This is a genomic window from Pontibacter lucknowensis, from assembly GCF_900156415.1.
Taxonomy (GTDB): domain Bacteria; phylum Bacteroidota; class Bacteroidia; order Cytophagales; family Hymenobacteraceae; genus Pontibacter; species Pontibacter lucknowensis.
The window spans coordinates 70,103-91,167 of the sequence record NZ_FTNM01000002.1 but is presented as its reverse complement, the minus strand read 5'-3'; the positions used below and the strand labels follow the sequence as shown (position 1 = coordinate 91,167).

The following is a 21,065-nucleotide window of genomic DNA, read 5'->3' as shown; positions in this document are numbered from 1 at the left end:
TCAGCAAATAAAACGGCGGACCTTGCAAGTGGCATTCATGTTTCTCGGGAAATAATAAGCCGGGCTAAACTCTTCAGTTCTGAAAATTTCTGTCTAATTTAAAGTGCAGAAACCTTTCGTTCTATCAAAACAGGGTTTCGAACTATACTTGACAAGATTAAAACCCACCTTCTCTCCATGGAAAACATTATCAGTTCGGTGAACGACATCGTCTGGAGCAATGCACTTATCGTACTTTGCCTTGGGGCAGGTGTATACTTCTCCATCGCCACCAAATTCCTGCAGATTCGCTACCTCCGCGAAATGCTGCGCCTGCTCTTCCGGGGGCAGTCCTCTAACAAAGGCATCAGTTCATTCCAGGCTTTTACCGTAGCCATTGCCGGGCGTGTCGGCACAGGCAATATTGCCGGTGTAGCCACGGCTATTGCCATGGGTGGCCCGGGTGCTGTGTTCTGGATGTGGATGATTGCTTTTCTGGGCAGTTCCTCTGCCTTCATAGAAGCCACCCTGGGACAGATCTACAAGCAGGTAAAAAATGGCCAGTACAGAGGCGGGCCGGCCTTCTACATCGAAAAAGGCCTTGGCGTGAAATGGTATGCCGTGCTGTTTGCGGTCGCGACCATTATCAGCATGGCCTTGTTCCTCCCGGGTGTGCAGAGCAACAGTATTGCCTCCGGTATCAGCAATGCCTTCCAGATACCGGTTGCCTACACGGGTGGTGCCGTTACCCTGCTGCTGGCCCTGATCATTGTAGGAGGCGTGAAGCGCATCGGCAACGTGGCACAGGTGGTGGTTCCGTTTATGGCGGGGGCTTATATCCTGATGTCGGTCGTGATCATTCTGATGAATATCTCAGAAGTTCCGGCCGTGTTCAGCCTCATCATCAGTTCTGCGTTTGACCTCGAGCCCGCTTTTGCCGGTGTGTTTGGCATGGCCATTTCGTGGGGTGTGAAGCGTGGTATTTACTCGAACGAGGCAGGCCAGGGTACTGCGCCGCATGCAGCGGCAGCGGCCGAAGTAAGCCATCCTGCCAAGCAGGGTTTGGTACAGGCCTTTTCTGTTTACGTAGATACGCTGTTCGTTTGTACGGCTACAGCCTTCATGATTCTGTTTACAGGGCAATATAATGTGGTGAATCCGGAGGGGGGCTTTCTGGTGGAGAACCTGCCGGGCGTGCCTTTCGGACCAGAGTATACGCAGCTGGCGGTGAGCTCTCACTTCCCCGCACTGGGTAGCGGCTTTATCGCGATTTCGCTGTTCTTCTTTGCCTTCACCACCATCATGGCCTATTACTACATTGCCGAAACCAACCTGAGCTACCTGAACACCAAAAACAAACAGTGGATGCTCTGGGCGCTGCGCCTTTTCATACTGGCCGCTACCTTCTACGGCTCTGTAAAGACAGCTGAATCCGCCTGGATGCTGGGCGACATCGGTGTGGGCATCATGGCCTGGCTCAACGTCATTGCCATCTTCCTGCTGCGCAAGCCGGCCTTACGCACCCTGCAGGATTACCTGGCCCAGCGCAAAGCGGGCCTCGACCCAACCTTTGACCCGGAGAAACTCGGTATAAAGAACGCCGGTGACTGGAATAAAGCGATTGGTGTTGATGAGCAGGAAGCAAAGGATCAGAAGGAATTGAAAGCGGTTTAGTTTTATTCATAAGAGTTGAAAAAGAAAAGAGACGCTGTTGAGGCGTCTCTTTCTTTTTAGAAATGCTTAGTCGGATATATCTATCCGTATCTAATCGTGGGGGCCCCTCAAGAGGGGAATCTCTTTACTTGCCCTCGCTCGAGTGTGAGTTATGCGGTGGCGTCCCGCCACCTGTGCCGACAGGCACAAACAAGCGGCCAGAGTCCGCCAGATAGCTCACACTCGCGGGACGCGAGCGAGGGTATTGAGTAATAGGCCTAAATTGTCATCTCGACAGAATGGAGAGATCTGGATAAATGATTTCTGATTCAGATTTCTCCATTCTGTCGAAATGACAGAAAGAAACTCTAACCCCTACTCCACTCCACTTCCGGAAACACCACTTCCAGCTGCCGCTTGATCACTCTATAATTCCCTTTCCAGAAACTCGCCAGGTCTGACACGGTCGTGATCGGCTTTAACTCCGGACTTAGCAGGGCCAGCTCCACCGTCATCTCACCTTCGTCCACTGTCGGGCTTTCTTCCCAGTCCAGCACATCCTGCAGTCGGATCTCCAGCTTCGGCTGACTTCCATCTGCGTGGTAATACAGGTCAATATCCGAACCATCCGGTAAGGTGATGCTGGAGGGGGCCAGCACCTCCAGACGGGCACGCTGCTCCTCGTTCAGGTATTTGGCTTCCAGGATCGGCAGCAGCTCCAGCTCCATCAGTTCGTCGGGGTGCTCGATGTCGAAGAGGTAGGACTTCACCCAGTCCCAGTTCGTCATCAGCAAGGTGCTGGTGCTCACGTCGGGCCAGAACTCGGAGGGGCGCCACTTGCGCAGGCTCAGCACACGGTTCTGCCACTGTCTTACTTCGTAGTTAAAGTCCAGCAGGTGCTCGCCCTCCTGTTTGATGGCTTCGGACATGGCCGGTACGCGGTGCTTTTCGTCGGGTGCTGGCAGCGGCTTGCTTTGCAGCACAATGCTGCCGATGCGGGTGTCCATGGAGGCGCTGAGTTCGCCGTCATTCACGTCCCAGTGGTATACCTCCTTTTGCTTCACAAGCGGGGCCAGGTCGCGCGGATTGAGCGGCGAGGCCAGGAAGATGCGGCCCGGATTGTCGCCGGTGCCAGCGTGCAGGTGCGCAATAGCCAGCCAGGGCTCGTGTGCCAGGTCGTCGCGGTGACCGGCGGAGGCATACTGACCGCTGGCCAACTGAAACTGCGCATTGTTGCCGGGACGGGCATAGGCGATGCGTTCCGGGTAGCAATGCGTGAGCAGCACACCGGTTTCGTAGTCGTCAAAGTTCCCGTTTTCCGGTTCTATGCTGAACAGATGTCGGTACGAGCGGGCAATCTTCTCGATCCTGGCGAAGCGCTTGCCCTGCCCCTGTTCCCGCCTATACCTGCGGAGGGCCTCTATTCTTAAGTTAATATCGATGCCGGCGTTGCGGTCCAGCGGATCGCGCTCTTCCAGAATGGCAGCAATGTCACTGGCCAGGGCTACCTGGTCGGTTTCTTCGGCTTTGAGCAGCATGTGCGCGATACGCGGGTGACAAGGCAGTGCGTGCATTTTCCTGCCATGCTCCGTGATGCGGCCGTTCTCCAGCGCCTGCAGCTGGTGCAGCATCTCGGTGGCGTATTGCAGGGCGGCACGTGGTGGCGGGTTGAGCCAGGTCAGGCTGCGGATGTCCATAATACCCCACTGCGCCATGTCGAGCACCAGGTTGGCCAGGTCGGCTTCCATGATCTCCGGGGTGCGGTGCGGAGACATCCGCTCCTGCGTGGTTTTGCTCCACATGCGGTAAGCGGTGCCCGGACCCAGACGACCGGCACGACCGGCACGCTGGTCGGCGGCGTCTTTGGAGATACGCGCTGTTTCGAGACGCGACAAACCCGATTTCGGATCGAAGCGGGAGGTCTTGCCGAAGCCTGTATCCACCACTACCGACACACCTTCTATGGTCAGGCTGGTCTCGGCGATGCTGGTGGCCAGCACGACTTTGCGCCTACCTTCGCGGTCGGGCATGATGGCGGCGTACTGCTTGCCAAAGGGCAGCATGCCAAACAGCGGATGGATCTGCACGCCGCGCAGTTGTTTGCGCAAGAGTATTTCCACTTTGCGGATGTCGTTTTCGCCGGGCAGGAACACGAGGATATCCCCCTCCTGCTCCTTAGCTGCCTGCTGCACCACACGGGCCGTCATTTCGGGCAGCATGCGGTCGTCGGCGTCGCCGGTATAGATCGTGTTGATCGGGTACTGCCGTCCCATGCTTTGCACGGCCGGCGCCTTGAGCAGACTCGTCAGTTGCGGCATGTCCAGCGTGGCCGACATCACCAGAATGCGCAGGTCGGGCCGCAGGGTATGCTGCGCCTCCCGGCTCAGGGCCATGGCCACATCGGCATGGATGCTGCGCTCGTGAAACTCGTCGAAGATCACGATGGCTATACCTGTCAGCAAACGGTCGCTGTGGATCATGCGCGTCAGGATGCCTTCGGTGACGACCTCAATGCGGGTCTTGTCAGAAATGCGGTTCTCAAACCGGATACGGTAACCGACGGTCTGGCCTACCTCCTCGCCCAGCAGCTGCGCCAGGCGCTCGGCAATGGTTTTGGCCGCCAGGCGACGCGGCTCCAGCATGATGATCTTCTGATCTTTCAGCCAGGGCTCGCCGAGTATCGCCAGCGGCAGCAAGGTACTTTTACCGGCTCCCGGAGGGGCGTTTACGATCAGGGTATTCTGCGCCGAAAGGTGTTCTCTGACGGCAGGTATGATTTCCCGAACGGGGAGGTCTATGGAGAAGGGGTTGAAAGGCAATTTTTGTATTTTATAGTTGTACTTCAGACAGGTATACTTCGCTGCCAGCCAGCAAAGTTACACAAAGTTGGAGGGATATAAATCACTATTCAAAAGGGTGTACGCATCCATAAAACGTAATTTGTCATAAACCCCGAAATCCGGCTTAGTGCATATACTGACCTAGCTTTTGGTTGTGCTTCCTGCCTGGAAATAATGATTCATCATTGAAATCTTTCCTTTAACATCAAACACTAATCAGTTCACCAGGTAATACCACTATTGATTCTACTTCTTCCGGATAATAGGTAAATTAGGTAAGGCAGTTTACATACTAATTTCAACACAAAACCTTACAGCTATGAAAACTATACTGGTTATTACCTCCCTGGTTATCTTCTCGTTCATCATGTTTCTTTCACCGTTTTCGAAAGGGCGCCCTGATACAAAGCAGGCTAGCTTTGACACCATGCTGCAAGGAGATAAAGAACAGCTTAAACTGGGGGAGCACCTGGTCACGATTGCCGCCTGCCACGATTGTCATACGCCTAAAAAGATGACAGACAAAGGTATGGAAATGGACTTCTCAAGAGCTTTGTCCGGTCATCCGGCTACTTTGCCGCCTCCTGATGTAAACCGCGAAGAGGTAGAAAAGAAAGGCCTGGTGGTAACACAGACGCTGACCGCCTGGGTAGGGCCCTGGGGAATTTCTTACGCTGCCAACTTAACTTCAGATGAGACCGGTATAGGCAACTGGACCGAAAAGCATTTTTTCACAGCTATCAGGCAGGGCAAGCACAAGGGACTGGAAACTTCGCGCATGCTGTTGCCACCAATGCCCTGGGACATGTACAAAAATATGACGGACGAGGAATTAAGGGCCGTTTTCGCCTACCTGAAATCTACAAAGCCAATTAAGAATGTGGTGCCAGCCCCTCAGCCTCCAGTAGCGGCTGCAGAAAGAAAGTAGCGTCCCTAAATTAACATAACACACCATAGTAATCCGTCTCCTGCTAGAGCAGTTATTCAGGCATCAAGCACCACTGCAAACTTAGCGGTAGCAAGGCGCATTTAGCTGCTCCGCCAGGTGCTCCCTAACGGCAGGTATAATTTCCCGAATGGGTAATTCTATAGAGAACGGGTTGAAAGGCAAAGCTTTAAATAAATTATGAAGTAGGTATACCCTGGTAACAACCCACAAAGTTACGCAATGTCAATTGAGAATGTGTAAAGTGCGGAAACGGGTATTAAGAATAACCGTTCATTGCCGCACACAGCCCCTACTCCCCCACAGCCGCCACAATATATTCCGCCAGGATCTTCTCGGTTTGCATATGCCCCTGGAAGCTTCCGTAGAGGGTGCTGGTAATGACGATGGCCAGGTCGAGTTCGGGGATGACGGCGATCTTGCTGCCGCCATTGCCAGACATGTAGTAGGCGGCGTACTGTTTGTCCTGACCGAAAGCCTGTTGCCAGAGCAGGTAGCCGTAGTTGTAGTTCTGCCCGTTAAACTCCCGCACATGCGCCTGCGTGGCGGTTGACTTTCGGACCCAGCTGCCGGAGATGACCTGCCTGCCGTTCCATTTGCCGCCCTGCTGCATTAAGATGGCCAGCTTCAACAGGTCGCGGCTTCTTAAACCCAGTCCGCCGCCGGTCATGGGCGTGCCCATGGGGGTTAGCTGCCAGTTTGCTTTTGTAATGCCCAGGGGCTCGAACAGATATTGTTTGGCAAAGGCATCTACTTTCATATTGGTGCTTCGTTCCAACACCCCGCCCAGTAACACGGTGCCTGCCGTGCAGTAACTGAAGCTTCGGCCATAGGGGGAGTCTTCGGGCTTTTTCGCAAAGCCGGCATAGCCTCTCACGGGCAGGTCCAGGTAAAAACGGTAATAGTCTTCGATCAGGTACATGCGCTCCTCATTGCCCCGCGAGTACTGGTTGTCGTCATCGCACTCCAGCAGCGCGCTCATGGTCAGCAGGTCCTCGATGGTGATCTTGTCTTTCCGGGGGTCGGGGTTCTGGAAAGGCTTCTTGTCTTTGAAGTAGCGCGTGACCGTGGTCTTTTCGGAAGGGATCATTTTGTTGTCGATCGCCAGCCCGATCAGGAGTCCGGTGATGCTTTTGGTGGCGGAGCGGGTGTCGTGCAGGGAGCTATCGGCAAAGCCCTGGTAATATTGCTCGTAGACCAGCTGCCCGTTTCTGGCGATCAGCACACTGGTGATGTTCTTGAATTTATCGCTGCGGATGGCGCTATCGAGGGCGGCTAAATTTTGGGCGTTTATACCGACTGCTGTTGGGGCGGCCACCGCTATACCGTCGTTTAAATTGGCCGGACTTTGCGCGAAAACAGCAACAGGTATAGCGGTGAGCAGTAAGAGCAGTAGAAGACGTCTTTTCATTTTCTTTCGTTTTGGATGCTGCAATATTACAGCGGACAGCCACTCAAAAATAGAATGAAATTAACGTTCCAGCATGATCTTCCGGAAAGCAGAGGGCGTGAGTCCATTCAAGGCTTTAAAACTGCGGGTGAAATGGCTTTGATCTGAAAAGCCGCACTGCAAAGCGATCTCGGTCAGGGAGCGTTCTTTGTCATAAAAAAGGGAAAAGGACTTTTGTGTTCTGACCTTCCGGATGTAATCGCCGAGGCTGCAGTGAAAGTACTTTGGAAAATCCCTGGACAAGTGCACCGGGTGGATGTTCACTTCAGCGGCCAGCGTTTTTAAGGAGAGCGTGTCCGGGTAACGATCGTGCAACAGCTCTTTGAGCCGGGCTACCCAAGGCGGGTTTTTGTATACCTTGCGCTCCTGCGGAAGCAGTGTCGTGAAGGCCTGCAGTAAAAGCGACTCAACGGCCGGGTATAGCAGGGTATCCTGCAGTCTGGTTTCTTTGAAGATCTGGTAAAACAGGAGCTTCACCGTCGGGTTATCGATCTGCATACTTCCCTCCGCTACTTCGCTGTCAGGCAGCAGCTCCCGGAACCATTCTTTCTGAATTTCGAGGTGAAAGCCCCGGGTATAGCCCTCCGGTTTGATGTTGTAATGCGGCTCCTGCCAATTGTGAAACAGCAGCGATCCGGGGGCGCAGTGGTATTTTTCCTTGCGGTTGCCCTCCAAGATTTGCCCGGCCAGGATAAAGGTAAAATAGGCGTTCTCGTGGTAGTGCCAATCCACTTTGTCGACCGTGTACTCGGTGTCGGTCAGCAGAATGCCGTCCAGGTGAAAGGTCCTGTTCGTTTGCCCGAAAAAACTGCCTGCTTTTAACTCTTCCATACCTGGGGGTGGTTTGTTTTCCGCTTATGACCGCAGTTGCAGCTATAGGCTATACCTGCAATCAGCGGCTTTAGGTATAAAGCTATAAAAAACGGGGAGGTATAGTGTGGTATGATCCGAAATAGTTTGGCTGTGGCAGGTATAGGAACTTCAGTTGTAGGTCAGCTGAGTCAGGCCTCGTCCAGCAAAGCCAGTGGTAGCAGGGTGCTTTTATTGGGGCCGGAAGAGGCATTTAAGATTAGGGGGTTCCGGGCTGTGAGGTGTTCTCTGTCGGCAGGTATAATTTCCCGAATGGGTAAGTTTATGGTAAAGGAGTAAAGAATAAGGAAGAAAGGTATATATAATGCTAAATACTACAACTGATAGAAAAACAATCTCATATGTATAGCTTTAAGAATGCAAAACAGGATCTCCAGCACTTTTTATTTAATCAATTCTAATTAAAATATATAGTTATGGAAATATAAATTTAATTATAACTATTTTCGCATATAAATTATTTGATAGCTATGACTTTAGGCCAGTTAAGCCAATTAATTGATCATGAAAACGACAAAATAGTAAGAGCACAATACTTTTATCAGAAAGTAGACGCACAAAACTCTATTCTACAAATCAAGATTCATAGTGGTGACTCTACTTTATCAGATGAAATATATGTGGACTTAAAATATTTGATAATATTTTACCTAAAATCTATAGAAGAGAAGCAACATGGATATGATGAAATCGATCTAAACAAGATATTCTTTTATGCCAAACATTTACCTTTTGATCAAAGGGTAAAAATATTAACTTTTTTACACAGACTTCTTGCATTAAACGGATTTGAGGATGAAACTGAATCGTGTGCTAAAGAACTTATAAATGCAAATTGTGAATTGTTTTTAAATGATAAATCCATTGTAAGTAAGTTAAGATGGTTTTATTTAAAAACAACTAAAAACTTAGTAGCAATTATTCTAACTTTAACTGTTTTTTACGGAATATGCTATATTTTACTTCTACCAACAGATAACCCTCAAATGCAACTTTTTGAGGTTGAATACCTTAAGTTATCTGACAATTTTTATCAAAATCACGGAGCTAACATTCTTGCAGGGCTTTTCCAAATAAGCGATGAGTTTAAGATAAAACCTCTTAACACATTTGGAATAATAATGCTAGTGATAGGGAAACTAATGTTTTTGATAATTGTGATTAATATTTTAATTAAAGAGATATCGAATAAACTTAAGTTATAATGACAGTATTAGAGGAAGTAGATTATAAAGTCAGAAAGGTAATCTCCATTCTTTTTAGGATTTTAATAATAGGGTATGCCATTTTGGTGCTCCTTTTAAATCAAAACATCTTCCCTTATTATGTTTACTTAATTGCGATAGTATCTTATGCTGCTATATATATAAAAATATTCAGAAAAGAGGGTTACTACGCCAATGTAAGACTGATAAATGATTATGTTTTCTTTTTTCTATGTCTTTATGATAAAGACATAAATAATCTTTTTAATTTAAGTTTATTAGTCATTCCTGTTATTAATGCTTTAAATCACAGTAGCTATCAAAGAACGCCTTTCTTTTCTGTTCCACTATATAGCATTGTCCTATTTTCATACTATCTACTCAATGGGTATCAGATAAATGTACAGATCATTTTAGTTATTACAGCACTAGCAGCTATCAACTTTTTCTCATTTATACGTGCTAGTATAGTAAGATTTCAATCTTTAGTGCATAGTGCAATTGATAAATTTTATGAAGAAAATTTAAATGTTGGTAAAGCATATCTTCTCCTGAAAAATATTATTGATGCACTTTCAAATGATGGCTTCGTTTTTAAGTACCTTGCCCCTGTTCAAATAATCTGTTTTAAAATAAGATTTGAAGAACTAAGAATTTTTGCTAGCTCACATCAAATTCTTGATATTAAAATTCCAGAGGAGAATAAGCTAGTAAAAACCCTAAAAAAGTTTAAGTCAGAACGAAGGAATGATGTACTAGTTAATGGAGTAGCTATTCAAAACTGCTTATTCATGTATATTAAATCTGATTCAGCACAATTTGCTTACTGCTTACAATTTGAAAATAATAGTTTCGGCATACTTCATAAGCTACTAATAAATGTTTTAAGACCTTTGCTCTTTAAAGTAACAAAAGTATTTGGTGTAGAAGACGATTTAAAACGACAGAAAAAAGTTAGATTAAATAAAATAAAGGGAAACTACTTTTTTATTGACAACACCATAAAAGCAATCCATTACTTAAATAATAAGTTAATACCAATCACAACTTATTTTGAAATGATATCAGTATATGATCAGGTTCAGGATAAGGAGGCAAAAAGGCAACTAAGTGTGTTAATAAATAAGGAGAAAAAAAGATCATCAAAGGTCATTAAAGATGTAATTAGTAGAACACATAAAATACTAGACAAATCATTAAATCCTTACTTTATTGACGAGCTTTACGAAGAAGGTTTCTATAGAATTTTCGAGTTAGTTAGAACAGCCTGGGATGATAATGGCTTTGATACAAAAAGCATCAATATCAATTGGCCAGTAGAAATTCTCGGTAACACTGTCCAATTTAATGAAGATGCCTTTTTATTAGTAGTAGATGAGATACTTGACAACATAAACAAACATTATAACTGTAACTGTAGTGTTGATTTTCTAATTATAGAAGAGTTCCCACTAATTAAATTTACGAATGATTTACAGGACCACACACAAAAGAAACAATTAAAAAAACTAGCACAAGACTTTAATAATCAAGATATTAATGAAATTATGAAGAGAGACAGCCATGGTAGCTCAATCATAAAACAGTATCTAAACCAAATGAATATAAAAAGTGCTATTAGAGTGAATGAAAGCTTTGAATTAATAGTAGTTTTTACCCCAAACAACAAATGAAAATAGCAATTTTTGAAAATGAATATGAAGCTGCTGTCAAAACTCCTTTTGAGGCAGTTAACATCATATATTTCAATAATCAGTTAGAAGTCACAAACTTTGTTTCCTCACAAGATATAGGAGACTTTAGTAAAATTTTCGATTTCAAGCTCGTGTTTGTTGATATTCACCTGTCACGTCGTAGCGAATTAGACGGTTTTGATATAGCAAAAAAGATTATTGAACTTGGTTATCCAAAAGAGCAAATTGTAGTCCTTACAGGACATTTAGGCATCGAAAAGAAAATTGCTGAAAAAGGGTTACCTAATTTGAAAGTTGTCACTAAGCCTATTTTTTTAGATAAACTTAGGAATGCAATCAAAGTAAATTAGTGTTTTTTATAATTGACTTTCACAACTCTATAAACCTAATGATAGTGTCTTTTCTTTTCCATGCAATTATTCCTTCAGCGCTAAAGGCATGAGTTTACACTAGTGCAAAACCCAACAATCTAAATTATATCTATCCAGCTTCTCAATTACTTAAGTATAAAGCCGCTTCATACTCCTCCCGCGGCATGGCAAACCCCGGCTCCACGAGGAGCACTTCGTCGTAGGTGAGGTTGTAGAGGCGGTATACCTGCAGATCGATGGCAGCTTCCAGCGCAGCCGTATCAGCACTGGCATCGGCCTGCTTCGCCGCCAGCACCTGCTCTACCAAGGCCCGTATACCTGCTTTCGTTTCTTCGTCGGCTTGGGCGATGGGGAGTTGAGAAATATAGTTGATTTTTAATCTATAATAGCCTCCACGAACTGCATCACATGTAGAAACTAAAAAGTGCTTAGATACTTTAGAATTTAGTATCCCTAGTAATGATAAGTCATTGTTAATAATCAAATGTACATTATCATTACCGTAGTAAGATTTTTTATCTAATGTATAAGCTGTTATTTCAACGCTTATGCCAGGCCATAATATTTTTTCCTTTTCAAATTCATTATAATAAGCGCATGCTCTCAACTCCCACCAATAGTTACCTTTATCACCACGTTTCTTAGCTTTTTCTTCAAAAGGTAATAGAAAATCAGCCAAGGCATTATAGTTTTCCTGAAGCCATTTCCATGCTTGCTCTTCATTCAAATTTCCTGCTTTCTCTTTCGTAAAACCAGCTGGAAAAAGAACTAGATATCTATCAGACTTCGGCGGAATATACCGTTTCAAATCACGCCCAACCAAAAACGGCTTAATCACCTCTGCACTTTTCGGATCTTCAGCAATCAGCCTGTCTTTCGTAGCTTCATCAATTACAAAGGCTTCGTTCAAACCAGTGAGCACACCTCTGTAGATTTTCCCCTCCACATACTCCCCCAACGGTATACCTGTTTTCTTCAGCTTTTCGAGCAGTTGCTGCGAGGTGCTGTCGGAGAGCGACCAGCCCGAGTCGGGCAGCAGGTTGGCCTGTACCCAATAGCCGTTGTTCTGCAGGTACTCCGAGAGGCCGCGCTCAAAATCGAGGGTGTCTATACCTGCGGCCTGCAAGGTATAGTCCTCTTCTGCGGGAGCCGTTTTGGTAACTGACACAATGAGCGGGTAGGTGGTGGCTTCTTCGAACACCGGCAGATCGCCGAAGTCGAGGAGCTGCTGCAAGGTATAGGTCTGCACCCAGCCACGGAGCGCCTGCCCATACCCGGCCCGCATCCATTTGTTCGGCACGATGTAACTGAACTGGCCGCCTTCGCGCAGCAGGTCGATGCCCCGCTCCACAAAGTATACATACAGGTCGGCAGTGCCGGCAAAGGTTGCAAAGTGCTTTTTCAGGTATAGCTTAAAGTCGCCGAGCTCCTCCTGGCGGATGTACGGCGGGTTGCCAATCACCACATCGAAGCCGCGGTAATTGCCCTGCTCGTCGAGCACTTCCGGAAACTCGAAACGCCATTCAAAAGCGCCCTCGTATACCTTGTTCGTCTCGATCTGCTCGCGCTCGACCTCCAGTTTCTGCAGCTCCTTTTTCATTTTGGCGAGCTTGGCCTTATCCACCTTAACGGCCCCGAACAGGTCGGGGTCCTGCACGGCCGCAATGGTGCCGCGCAGTTTCGCCATGCGCTGGCGCAGCGGGTCGTTGTTGGCCAGCGTGGTCCGGAAGCCCTGCTTGATCTCCTCCAGAAAATGCACCAGCCGCTTTTTCGTCTCTTTGGAGTTGGTGTGCTTATACTCCCCCACCGCCTCGCGGTAAGCCTGCAGACTGTGCCCTTTCTTACCAAAAGCCTCGTGCAGGTCGGCCGTCAGCGGGTAGCGGCTCAGCAGCGAGTTACCCTGCTTGATGTTGATGTCGATGTTGGGGAGTGTTTGCAGCTGCGTAAATTTGTCTGAATCAGGATTTTCAGGATTAGAGGATTTCCAGGATTCAGAACGTAAAGAATTTTTAGGATTTAAAGAATTACTCTCTGCGGAAATCCTGTTAATCTTAAAATCCTGTAAATCCTGATTCTGACAATAATAAGCATTTTTGAGCAGCTCGATCCAGAGGCGCAGGCGGCAGATTTTGACGGAGTTCGGGTTGATGTCCACGCCGAAGAGGCAGTTCTCGATGATGGTCTGCTTTTCGTGGAAGAGCGTTTCCTGCAGCTCCTGCACCTGCGGGTTGATGCTGCGGTGGCCGTCGGGGTGCTGGTGCACGGTATAACTGAAGAGCTCGCCGTAGTAGTCGGTCACGATCAGCTCGTCGTTCTGCACCTCGATGCTGCCATAGTGCAGCGGCTTGCCCTGCCGGTTGAGCAGCACCCGCAGCTCAGCCTTGATCACGATCAGCTCGTTGAGCGCACTCACCAGGTAGTGCCCCGAACCCACCGCCGGGTCGCAGATGCGCAGGCTGTTGATGAGCTGGTTGGCCTCCAGCGCCGACTGCTGCGTGTGGTTGGCCATCAGCCGGAAGCGCAGCGCGTCGAAATCGGCCAGCTCCCAGGTATAGAACTCGTTGAAGCGCTGCACCACCGCACGGCGTATGGCCTCGCGGCTCATGTACATGGTAATAAAGCCGGGCGTATAGAAAGAGCCGTCGCGGTAGCCGTTTATCTTCTCGAAGATCAGGCCCAGCACCGAGGCCGTGATCAGCGTTTTGTTTTCCTCCTGTATGGCCTCCTTGCCCTCCGCCCCGAAGTCGTAGCTGCCCAAAAAGCGCAGCATGTACTCCATGGTGCGCATGTCGGCCTGCGACTTGCTCAGCACCTTGCCCGCCCCGTCGCGCAGCACCGTGCGCGGGTAGAGCGCCAGGCGGCTGTTGTCTTTCAGGTTCGAGATGCGCAGCGTGCGCTTCTCCAGTGCGGTGGTCTCGAAGAGCGAAGAGTTCAGGTATGGGATGTGCCGGAACTTGTCGCGCACGTTGGCGCTGCGGCTCTCCGGTCGCTCGGCCAGCACATCAAAAAAGAGCTCATTCAGGTCATCGAACTCGCGCAGGTACTCCGGGTTCATAAAGGCGTATACCTTGTCGCCCTGGTGGTAACTGGCCAGTTGCGCCTCCAGCAGCTTCAGGAACAGGATGCGGTTCATCCAAGTGATGCACAGCTCCAGCGCCACGTTAAAGAGCTGCTCCTCGCGGGTGTTGCCGTAGGTATAGGGGTTGTCGAGCCCCGACACCAGGTCTTCGGATTTGAGTTTCTGGTAGGCCGCCTCCAGCAGCGAGCCGGCATCGGGTCTGGACTTGCGGCGGATCAGCTTGCGGCCTCCCTCCTTCACTTCCTCCAGCCCGATGATGTGCAGCAGCTCCAGGTAAAAACCGGGGTCCAGGGAGTTGGCGTCGTTGGCGAAAGGCTCTTTGAGCAGGTGCGCCGGGGAGAGCAGTTTGTAGAGCGCCACCAGCTTCACATCGTCCTTCAAGTCCTTGTTCTTCAGCGGCTTCTCGTATTCCTTCAGGTTAAACCAGGTATAGCTGATGCTCTCGGAAAGCCCGGCAATGAAAGGGGCCACGATCTCTTTGTAGAAAAAGTCGGTACTGTTGCCGGACTTCTTGCCCTGGCTCCACTCCGTAAAATCTTTTTTGAGCTGTCCGTTGCGGTAAAACAGGCGGTCGAACTCCAGGGCATCGAACACAAACCACTCGTGCACATTGGTGATGATGAGCTGCTTGAGGTCGTGGTTCTTGTGCTCCACCCGCTCCCGCAGGTAGTAGAGCACCAGTTCGTGCATGGCCTTGTAGTTCAGGTTGTCGGTGGTGGGCATGTCGCCCTTGTTGCCAGGCCGCTTCACCTCCAGCATCACCCCGGCAGGGCTTTTGGTATCGGCTCCGGTATGGATCACCAGGTCAGTTTTGCCTTTGGTGTTCACGCCATACTTATCGTAAAAAGCCGACTTCAGGAAGTCGCGTAAATGGTTCTTCACATGCTCCTCACTCTCGCTCAGGTCGATGCTGGTCAGCAGGGACCGCAGCGCTGCCTTGAATTGCTCCATCTCGGAGCGGGAGGTCTTGAGCCGGAGATACGCTTTGTTGAGTGCCTGGCGCGGACGAAGGATGTTGTGCTGCATGGGGTGCCGTGGATTTGTAAAGCAAGATAAGCATTCATAAGGAATTAAAAATTATGAATATTTATAAGAGCGCTGGCTAAGTGTCCTGGCTAAGAGTAACAGTACGAGCTGCAAGCTCGCACTAGCGTAAATACACCCCTAAAACATTTACCCCATAAAAACACTTTAACCTAAAAGCCAGAATTGCGTGAATACTGAAAACCTAAAACAAATGAGCGCTATAGAGCCCCCACAGATATACAGTGTCGTTCCGGCCATTTTGCCACCCGATCAGTTATTCGGACCGCTGTTTCATGATGTTCAGATGAACCATGTTTTTCCTGATTCCATCACGTTTGCCGACTGTTTCCCCAAGCGTGCCCCGGAAGAAATTCTCAGCTTATACGAAATCGAAAAGCATAAAAAGGATTTCGATCTGAAGGATTTTGTCTGTGAATATTTTGAAATCCCTTCCCCTATCAACACGGAGTACGAAAGCAACCAGCAACTGCCTGTTACAGAGCATATCCAACAGCTTTGGCCCCTGCTGACACGCACCTCCCAAACGAATTGCTCTATGTTGCCTGTCCCCAAATCCTATATCGTTCCGGGCGGAAGGTTTAGAGGCTTGTATTACTGGGACAGCTACTTTACCATGCTGGGCCTGCAATGTGCCGGGGAGCATGCACTGATCAGAGAGATGGTGGAAAATCTTGCTTATATGATCGATACCTATGGCCATATCCCGAATGCAAACCGTAGTTATTACCTGACACGTTCACAGCCGCCATTTTTTGCCCGGATCATACGGCTGCTCTCCCAAATTGACGGACCGGATGTTTACACAAAATACCTCCCCCACCTGCAAAAAGAATATAATTACTGGATGGACGGGTACTTTCGCCTTTCGGATAGGGAGACGTATTTTCGCAGAGTAGTCCGGTGCCCGAACGGCAGTGTTTTGAACCGTTATTGGGACGACCTTCCGGCCCCTCGTCCTGAGTCGTATGTGGAGGATGTGGAAATGGCGCATCATGCAGCCCCGGCTGGCGTGGAGCCCGGAACACTCTACAGGCACATAAGAGCAGCTTGTGAATCGGGCTGGGACTTTAGCTGCCGTTGGTTCAGAGAAGAGACGAAAATGGAAACCATTCATACAACCGATATTGTCCCTGTTGATCTGAACTGCCTGCTCTACGATCTGGAGCTAACGTTATCGGAGGCGTATGCGCACAGCTCTTTTTCAGAGCCTTCGTCCTACTTCCTCCAAAAGGCAGAGAAGCGTAAAGAGGCCATGCTCAAACATTTCTGGCATGAGGAAAAGGGATTTTACATGGATTATGATGCTAACGCAAAACAGTCCACTAAAATCATGTCGCTGGCTGGGGTGTTCCCGCTGTATTTCAAAATTGCCAGCAAAGAGCATGCACAGCAAGTGCACGAACATATTGTGAACAGTTTCTTGAAAAAGGGTGGCGTCGTTTCTTCTCTCCACGAGAGTGGGCAGCAATGGGATTATCCGAATGGCTGGGCGCCGATGCAGTACATGACGTATGTGGGGCTACTTAATTATGGCTTTGATGCTACCGCTGAAGAATTAAAAAAGAGATGGATTGCCCTGAACGATCAGGTTTTTAAAGCAACCGGCAAGATGATGGAAAAATACAACGTGGTAGACCCCGGCTCGGAAGCCGGAGGAGGAGAATACCCCAACCAGGATGGCTTTGGCTGGACGAACGGGGTCTATTTATGGATGATGCATAATTCCTGATCAAGAATATACTTGCGCTACTTCTTTCATATCGGCTATAGCGGCACACCCTACAAAGGTTGGCAGCGACACCCTTATGGTATCGGCGTGCAGCAGGTGATAGAGGAATGTCTGAAGAAGATTCTGAAGCAGCCCGTCCCGATAGTGGGTTGTGGCCGGACGGATGCCGGGGTACATGCGAGCCAGTTCTTTTTTCACCTGGATGTCGCGCAGCCCTGGGACTTTGATATGCTGTTCCGGCTGAACAAAGTACTGCCGCCCGATATCGCCGTGTTCGACATCATCCCGGTGGAGGGCCTGCCCCACGCCCGCTTCGATGCCAGCAAAAGAAGCTACGACTACTTTATCCATACCTACAAAGATCCCTTTCTGCACGAGGCAAGCGCCCTGTACCTGGTGCGGAACCTGAACTTGGATGCGATGCAGGCGGCCACTGCCCTGCTCCTCCTTTACACCGATTACCGGAACTTCTGTATTACGCCGGCAGATCATGACAGCACCATCTGCCATGTAACAGAAGCCCGCTGGCTGACAAACCAGCAGGGAGACAAGTTGCGCTTTCACATTTCGGCCAACCGGTTTCTGAGCCGCATGATCCGCATCATCGTGGGCAAACTGCTGCAAGTCGGAACGGGCGTGCTCAGCCTGCCCGGGTTTGAAAGTTACCTGGCGCTGGAGCAGGCACCCAAACACTTGAGCCCGGCCTATCCGCAGGGGCTATACCTGTCCAAAGTAAGCTACCCTTTCCTGGATATTCCGCCCCGCCCTGGCTTCTCTCCTGCCTTCCTGCAGGTTACAGATGCCGGCTGGCAGACAATCTAAGATATGCATTAGACTAAAAAAGCGGGGCTCTCCGGTGATGCACCAGCCCCACTTTTATTTATGTTATTCAATATGATTTTTTGCCGCCGCTGCCAGACGCTTATGCCTCCTGTTTCTGAGCAGCCAGTAGTTCGTCAAGGCCTTCCATGGCACTGGTCAGGCCTTCTTTAAAGCCCATCTGGATGGTGGTTTCGAGCTGTGCCAGGTCATCGAATGTGATCAGGTTCTCTACCAGGGTCACCTCATCTTTGGGTGTAAAGCTTACCTCCCAATTTGATTGCGGCATTTCTGTATTTACCACGCCCTCCGCATCAGCAAAACCATCCAGTGCGGTAAAACGCTTTTTAGGATCAATGGTCTTGTAATTAGCCAATGCCCAGTGCTCTTCCCCTTCCGGACCCACCATGGCATAGTGCCAGTGGCCGCCTTCTCTGAAATCCATCGTTTTGGTGCGGGCTTTCCAGGGTTTGGGCGCCCACCATTGGTCCAGGATCTCGCTTTTAGTGTAAGCATCCCACACCAGCGGGAGCTCTGCTGCAAACTCTCTTTTAACGGTGATTGTTTTGTTTTCCTTGTTCACGGAAAACTCGAATTCAAGGTCCTTTTTCATGGCTTCTTTTGTTTTAGGTTTGATAATACATTGTCAAGTTCGTTGAAACGGTCTTCCCAGATCTTCCTGAACTGGTCCAGCCATTTGTCAATCTCTTTCATTTTAGCTACTTCCAGCTGATAGTAAATTTCCCGCCCCTGCTGTTCCTGTTTCACAAGCTGGCACTCCGTCAGGATCTGCAGGTGCTTTGAAATAGCTTGTCTGCTGGTGTCAAAATGTTCGGCAATAGCATTCGGCGTCATGGCCTGCAGGGCAATCAAACCAATAATGGCTCTTCGGGTGGGGTCAGCTATCGCCTGGAAAACATCTCTTCTCATGTGTCAGTCTAAATATGCAACCGTTTGTTTGCTAATATACGCGCAACTAATTGGTTTCGCAAATTATTTCAGCTATTTTTTTTGTATAACTTACTGAATAAGCGCATTTTAACCAGGCATTATGCTGGAATATTTGTATCGAACCCTCGTTATCAGATCAGCCTTCCCCTATTCTTAAAACATCCGCCAGTACATCGTTTTCCCCGACGGTACGCTCCTCCATCGGGCTGTCGAATACCACCAGCACACGCTGATCATCGAGTATGGCAAGGCCTTCGGCTTTGTCTTTGCCAGAGTTCTCACCTGTGCCATGCGGCACCTCGCACAGCCGCTCCAGCTCGTTGTTATGCACCACCTGTTCCATGTCGCCGTTCAGGGCATTGCGCCAGCGGTAAATGGCGATCACGCCGTCCAGGTCCATGGTGGGCCCGGCCAGCAGGTATAGGTCATTCCCGTGAATGCGCAGTTCCCGTATACCTTTGCCCCGCAGGTTGAGGAAGTGCTTCCGGTAGGGTTTCTCTTTTGTCAGCTGCTTCAGGTGCAGGATGCCCGCCTCGTCTTCCTCCGGCTCCACTTCCAGCACCATGGCCCAGCCACGCAGCACCGGTCCGCGCAGCCCGATGAAGATGCGGCTGCCGTGTACGGCCAGTCCTTCTATGTCGAAGCCGTTGTCTTTGCCGGGTATGTTCATGAAAGGCGCTATGTGCTCGTCCTGCTCCATCAATTCGGTTAGCAGGTTGCTCGTTCTGTCGCCCCGCAACTGCCCCGCCCGCAGCATTTTGCCGGGCTGGTCGGGGTGCGCCACTTCTTTGTACAAGGTATAGTCACCCGTTTCAGGATCCTGAAGTATAGGGATGCGCGCCAGGATGTAGCGGTTAGGGTCGCTTTTGATTTGGGCCAGGCGCTTGATCTGTTTGGCGATGGAGTCGTGCCGCTTCGGCTTCTTTCGCTTCAGGCTGTGGGAGCCCACCAGCCAGAGGTAATGATCGGCCATGCCCATACCTTCTATGTCGATCTCACTGTGGTTCTGCGCCGGCAGGTCGAGGTAGGCATGCACATCAAAGGAGCGGTGCTTGCCAAAGGCTCCGTCAGGCAAACGGGTGAGGCGCTCAATGCTAGTACGCTCATCGCAGCTCAGCCATAAATTATCGCCAGTGAGCATGGCGGTAGAAAGCCCGTCGCGCACATGCTTGCCTTCGGCATTCAGGCTCAGGTCCGGGGAAAAGTTCAGTTTGATTTGTTCAGGCATGTTGTAAGATAGTATTTAAGTAGCACCTGTCAAGGTATACATACGCTTGCAATACCTAGCAACACAAAGCCATACTTTGTGTATATTCACCGTACATATTCCTTCTGCTCACCTTAAACAATAAACCATGAAATCACGCCTTTCCATTCGCCAGCTCTCCCCTTCCGAAAACTCAGGCAGCGCTACGCCTTCTGTAGCCGACTACCACAACTACGCCGGCACGGAACACGAACTGAGCGGCGGGGCTCGCCGGATCACCATCCATACCCCGAAAGGCGAGTTTTTCGTTTGGACGAAGCGGGTAGGCAACAACCCCACCATCAAACTGCTTTTGCTGCATGGCGGACCGGGCGGCACACACGAGGCTTTTGAGTGCTTTCACAGCTTCCTGCCTAAGGCGGGCATCGAGTATTACTACTACGACCAGCTGGGCTCCCACTACAGCGACAAACCCGACGATACCGGCCTTTGGGAGATCGACCGCTTTGTGGAGGAAGTGGAACAGGTGCGGCAGGCGCTGCAACTGGATAAGAGCAACTTCTACCTGCTGGGCCACTCCTGGGGCGGCATTCTGGCCATGGAGTACGCGCTCCGGTACCAGCAGCACCTCAAAGGCCTGATCATCTCGAATATGATGTCGAGCGTACCTGCCTACAACCGCTATGCCGACGAGGTGCTGGGGCCGCAGATGCCAGCCGAGGTACTGGCCGAGATCAAGCAGATAGAGGCCGACAATGACTTTGAGAACCCGCGCTACATGGAGCTCCTGCTGCCGCACTTCTATACCCAGCATGCCCTGCGCATGCCGCTGGAAGAATGGCCGGACCCGGCACTGCGCATGCTCGACCACATGAACCAAAGCATCTACGTGCAGATGCAGGGCCCAAGCGAGTTCGGCATCCGGGGAAATGCCTCACTGCTGAATTGGGACCGCTCCCAACACCTGTCCGATATAAAGGTGCCCACACTCACCATCGGCGGTCAGCACGACACCATGGACCCGCAACACATGGAGTGGATGGCCAAGCAGTTTCCGAACGGCCGCTACCTGCATTGCCCCGAAGGCAGCCACATGGCTTTCTATGACGATCAGAAAACCTACTTTGAAGGACTGGTGAATTTTATGAAGGACGTGGATCGGTAGCATTGCCATAACCTGTGCCATGGGAATAGAGTAAATAGCTTAGAACTTTCGCTTTTTACC

The 21,065-nt window shown here is 49.6% G+C and carries 16 protein-coding genes; 9 read left to right on the top strand and 7 right to left on the bottom strand.

Going from position 1 to position 21,065, the window contains the following annotated elements; all coding sequences use genetic code 11:
- Positions 1 to 177 precede the first annotated feature (177 nt).
- Positions 178 to 1,653, top strand: coding sequence for an alanine/glycine:cation symporter family protein (locus BW972_RS06510; protein WP_076421555.1), 1,476 nt, complete (start codon positions 178 to 180; stop codon positions 1,651 to 1,653).
- A 347-nt stretch (positions 1,654 to 2,000) separates the two neighbouring features.
- Here the strand turns inward: BW972_RS06510 and hrpB are convergent, their stop codons facing one another.
- On the bottom strand, positions 2,001 to 4,451 hold the full coding sequence (gene hrpB, locus BW972_RS06505) for an ATP-dependent helicase HrpB (RefSeq protein WP_076421554.1): 2,451 nt from the start codon (positions 4,449 to 4,451) through the stop codon (positions 2,001 to 2,003).
- 340 nt (positions 4,452 to 4,791) lie between these two features.
- Between hrpB and BW972_RS06500 the strand changes: the two genes are divergently transcribed.
- Complete coding sequence (locus BW972_RS06500; protein WP_076421553.1) at positions 4,792 to 5,400, top strand: c-type cytochrome; 609 nt, start codon at positions 4,792 to 4,794, stop codon at positions 5,398 to 5,400.
- Positions 5,401 to 5,710: 310 nt separating this feature from the next.
- Here the strand turns inward: BW972_RS06500 and BW972_RS06495 are convergent, their stop codons facing one another.
- Together BW972_RS06495 and BW972_RS06490 are read right to left on the bottom strand one after the other, a co-directional pair.
- Complete coding sequence (locus BW972_RS06495) at positions 5,711 to 6,829, bottom strand: serine hydrolase domain-containing protein (RefSeq protein WP_083674100.1); 1,119 nt, start codon at positions 6,827 to 6,829, stop codon at positions 5,711 to 5,713.
- A 60-nt stretch (positions 6,830 to 6,889) separates the two neighbouring features.
- Positions 6,890 to 7,699, bottom strand: coding sequence for a helix-turn-helix domain-containing protein (locus tag BW972_RS06490; RefSeq protein WP_076421552.1), 810 nt, complete (start codon positions 7,697 to 7,699; stop codon positions 6,890 to 6,892).
- 111 nt (positions 7,700 to 7,810) lie between these two features.
- Between BW972_RS06490 and BW972_RS06485 the strand changes: the two genes are divergently transcribed.
- The 4 genes from BW972_RS06485 (at position 7,811) to BW972_RS06470 (ending at position 10,987) form a co-directional block, all read left to right on the top strand.
- Positions 7,811 to 8,017 carry a hypothetical protein gene (locus BW972_RS06485; RefSeq protein WP_076421551.1) on the top strand — a complete coding sequence of 69 codons (207 nt, stop codon included), beginning with the start codon at positions 7,811 to 7,813 and terminating at the stop codon, positions 8,015 to 8,017.
- Positions 8,018 to 8,208: 191 nt separating this feature from the next.
- A complete protein-coding gene (locus BW972_RS06480) occupies positions 8,209 to 8,943 on the top strand; it encodes a hypothetical protein (protein ID WP_076421550.1) in 735 nt (244 codons plus the stop codon).
- Positions 8,943 to 10,616 (top strand): hypothetical protein, encoded by a 1,674-nt coding sequence (locus tag BW972_RS06475; protein ID WP_076421549.1) that lies wholly within the window; start codon positions 8,943 to 8,945, stop codon positions 10,614 to 10,616. Before BW972_RS06480 ends, BW972_RS06475 begins: the two co-directional genes overlap by 1 nt.
- Positions 10,613 to 10,987 carry a response regulator gene (locus BW972_RS06470; RefSeq protein ID WP_076421548.1) on the top strand — a complete coding sequence of 125 codons (375 nt, stop codon included), beginning with the start codon at positions 10,613 to 10,615 and terminating at the stop codon, positions 10,985 to 10,987. Before BW972_RS06475 ends, BW972_RS06470 begins: the two co-directional genes overlap by 4 nt.
- A 142-nt stretch (positions 10,988 to 11,129) precedes the next feature.
- Here BW972_RS06470 and BW972_RS06465 read toward each other — a convergent pair whose 3' ends face one another.
- Entirely contained in the window at positions 11,130 to 15,113 is a 3,984-nt protein-coding gene (locus BW972_RS06465) for a DUF7149 domain-containing protein (protein WP_076421547.1), read from the bottom strand.
- A 187-nt stretch (positions 15,114 to 15,300) separates the two neighbouring features.
- Here BW972_RS06465 and treF point away from each other — a divergent pair, with 187 nt between their 5' ends.
- Both treF and truA read left to right on the top strand, forming a co-directional pair.
- Entirely contained in the window at positions 15,301 to 16,863 is a 1,563-nt protein-coding gene (gene treF, locus BW972_RS19630) for an alpha,alpha-trehalase TreF (protein WP_083674099.1), read from the top strand.
- Between the two features lie 12 nt (positions 16,864 to 16,875).
- Entirely contained in the window at positions 16,876 to 17,685 is an 810-nt protein-coding gene (truA, locus tag BW972_RS19625) for a tRNA pseudouridine(38-40) synthase TruA (RefSeq protein ID WP_083674098.1), read from the top strand.
- Between the two features lie 100 nt (positions 17,686 to 17,785).
- On the opposite strand, the gene BW972_RS06455 is transcribed toward truA, so the two are convergent.
- The 3 genes from BW972_RS06455 to BW972_RS06445 all read right to left on the bottom strand — a co-directional run bounded on the left by BW972_RS06455 (position 17,786) and on the right by BW972_RS06445 (position 19,861).
- Positions 17,786 to 18,295, bottom strand: a complete 510-nt coding sequence (locus tag BW972_RS06455) for an SRPBCC family protein (protein ID WP_007654080.1) — start codon at positions 18,293 to 18,295, stop codon at positions 17,786 to 17,788.
- Positions 18,292 to 18,612: an ArsR/SmtB family transcription factor gene (locus tag BW972_RS06450; protein ID WP_007654079.1), complete on the bottom strand. Its 321-nt coding sequence runs from the start codon at positions 18,610 to 18,612 to the stop codon at positions 18,292 to 18,294. Before BW972_RS06450 ends, BW972_RS06455 begins: the two co-directional genes overlap by 4 nt.
- A 157-nt stretch (positions 18,613 to 18,769) precedes the next feature.
- Positions 18,770 to 19,861, bottom strand: coding sequence for a DUF3616 domain-containing protein (locus BW972_RS06445; protein WP_076421546.1), 1,092 nt, complete (start codon positions 19,859 to 19,861; stop codon positions 18,770 to 18,772).
- Positions 19,862 to 19,988: 127 nt separating this feature from the next.
- Here BW972_RS06445 and BW972_RS06440 point away from each other — a divergent pair, with 127 nt between their 5' ends.
- A complete protein-coding gene (locus tag BW972_RS06440) occupies positions 19,989 to 21,005 on the top strand; it encodes a proline iminopeptidase-family hydrolase (protein ID WP_076421545.1) in 1,017 nt (338 codons plus the stop codon).
- Positions 21,006 to 21,065: the final 60 nt, after the last annotated feature.

Bases quoted from the DNA above. Each gene is read 5' to 3' on its own strand.
- BW972_RS06445 (WP_076421546.1), bottom strand. From the start codon at position 19,861: ATGCCTGAACAAATCAAACTGAACTTTTCCCCGGACCTGAGCCTGAAT.
- BW972_RS06495 (WP_083674100.1), bottom strand. From the start codon at position 6,829: ATGAAAAGACGTCTTCTACTGCTCTTACTGCTCACCGCTATACCTGTT.
- BW972_RS06480 (WP_076421550.1), top strand. From the start codon at position 8,209: ATGACTTTAGGCCAGTTAAGCCAATTAATTGATCATGAAAACGACAAA.
- BW972_RS06455 (WP_007654080.1), bottom strand. From the start codon at position 18,295: ATGAAAAAGGACCTTGAATTCGAGTTTTCCGTGAACAAGGAAAACAAA.
- BW972_RS06500 (WP_076421553.1), top strand. From the start codon at position 4,792: ATGAAAACTATACTGGTTATTACCTCCCTGGTTATCTTCTCGTTCATC.
- BW972_RS06440 (WP_076421545.1), top strand. From the start codon at position 19,989: ATGAAATCACGCCTTTCCATTCGCCAGCTCTCCCCTTCCGAAAACTCA.
- BW972_RS06465 (WP_076421547.1), bottom strand. From the start codon at position 15,113: ATGCAGCACAACATCCTTCGTCCGCGCCAGGCACTCAACAAAGCGTAT.
- BW972_RS06475 (WP_076421549.1), top strand. From the start codon at position 8,943: ATGACAGTATTAGAGGAAGTAGATTATAAAGTCAGAAAGGTAATCTCC.
- BW972_RS06470 (WP_076421548.1), top strand. From the start codon at position 10,613: ATGAAAATAGCAATTTTTGAAAATGAATATGAAGCTGCTGTCAAAACT.
- BW972_RS06485 (WP_076421551.1), top strand. From the start codon at position 7,811: ATGATCCGAAATAGTTTGGCTGTGGCAGGTATAGGAACTTCAGTTGTA.
- BW972_RS06450 (WP_007654079.1), bottom strand. From the start codon at position 18,612: ATGAGAAGAGATGTTTTCCAGGCGATAGCTGACCCCACCCGAAGAGCC.
- BW972_RS06490 (WP_076421552.1), bottom strand. From the start codon at position 7,699: ATGGAAGAGTTAAAAGCAGGCAGTTTTTTCGGGCAAACGAACAGGACC.
- BW972_RS06510 (WP_076421555.1), top strand. From the start codon at position 178: ATGGAAAACATTATCAGTTCGGTGAACGACATCGTCTGGAGCAATGCA.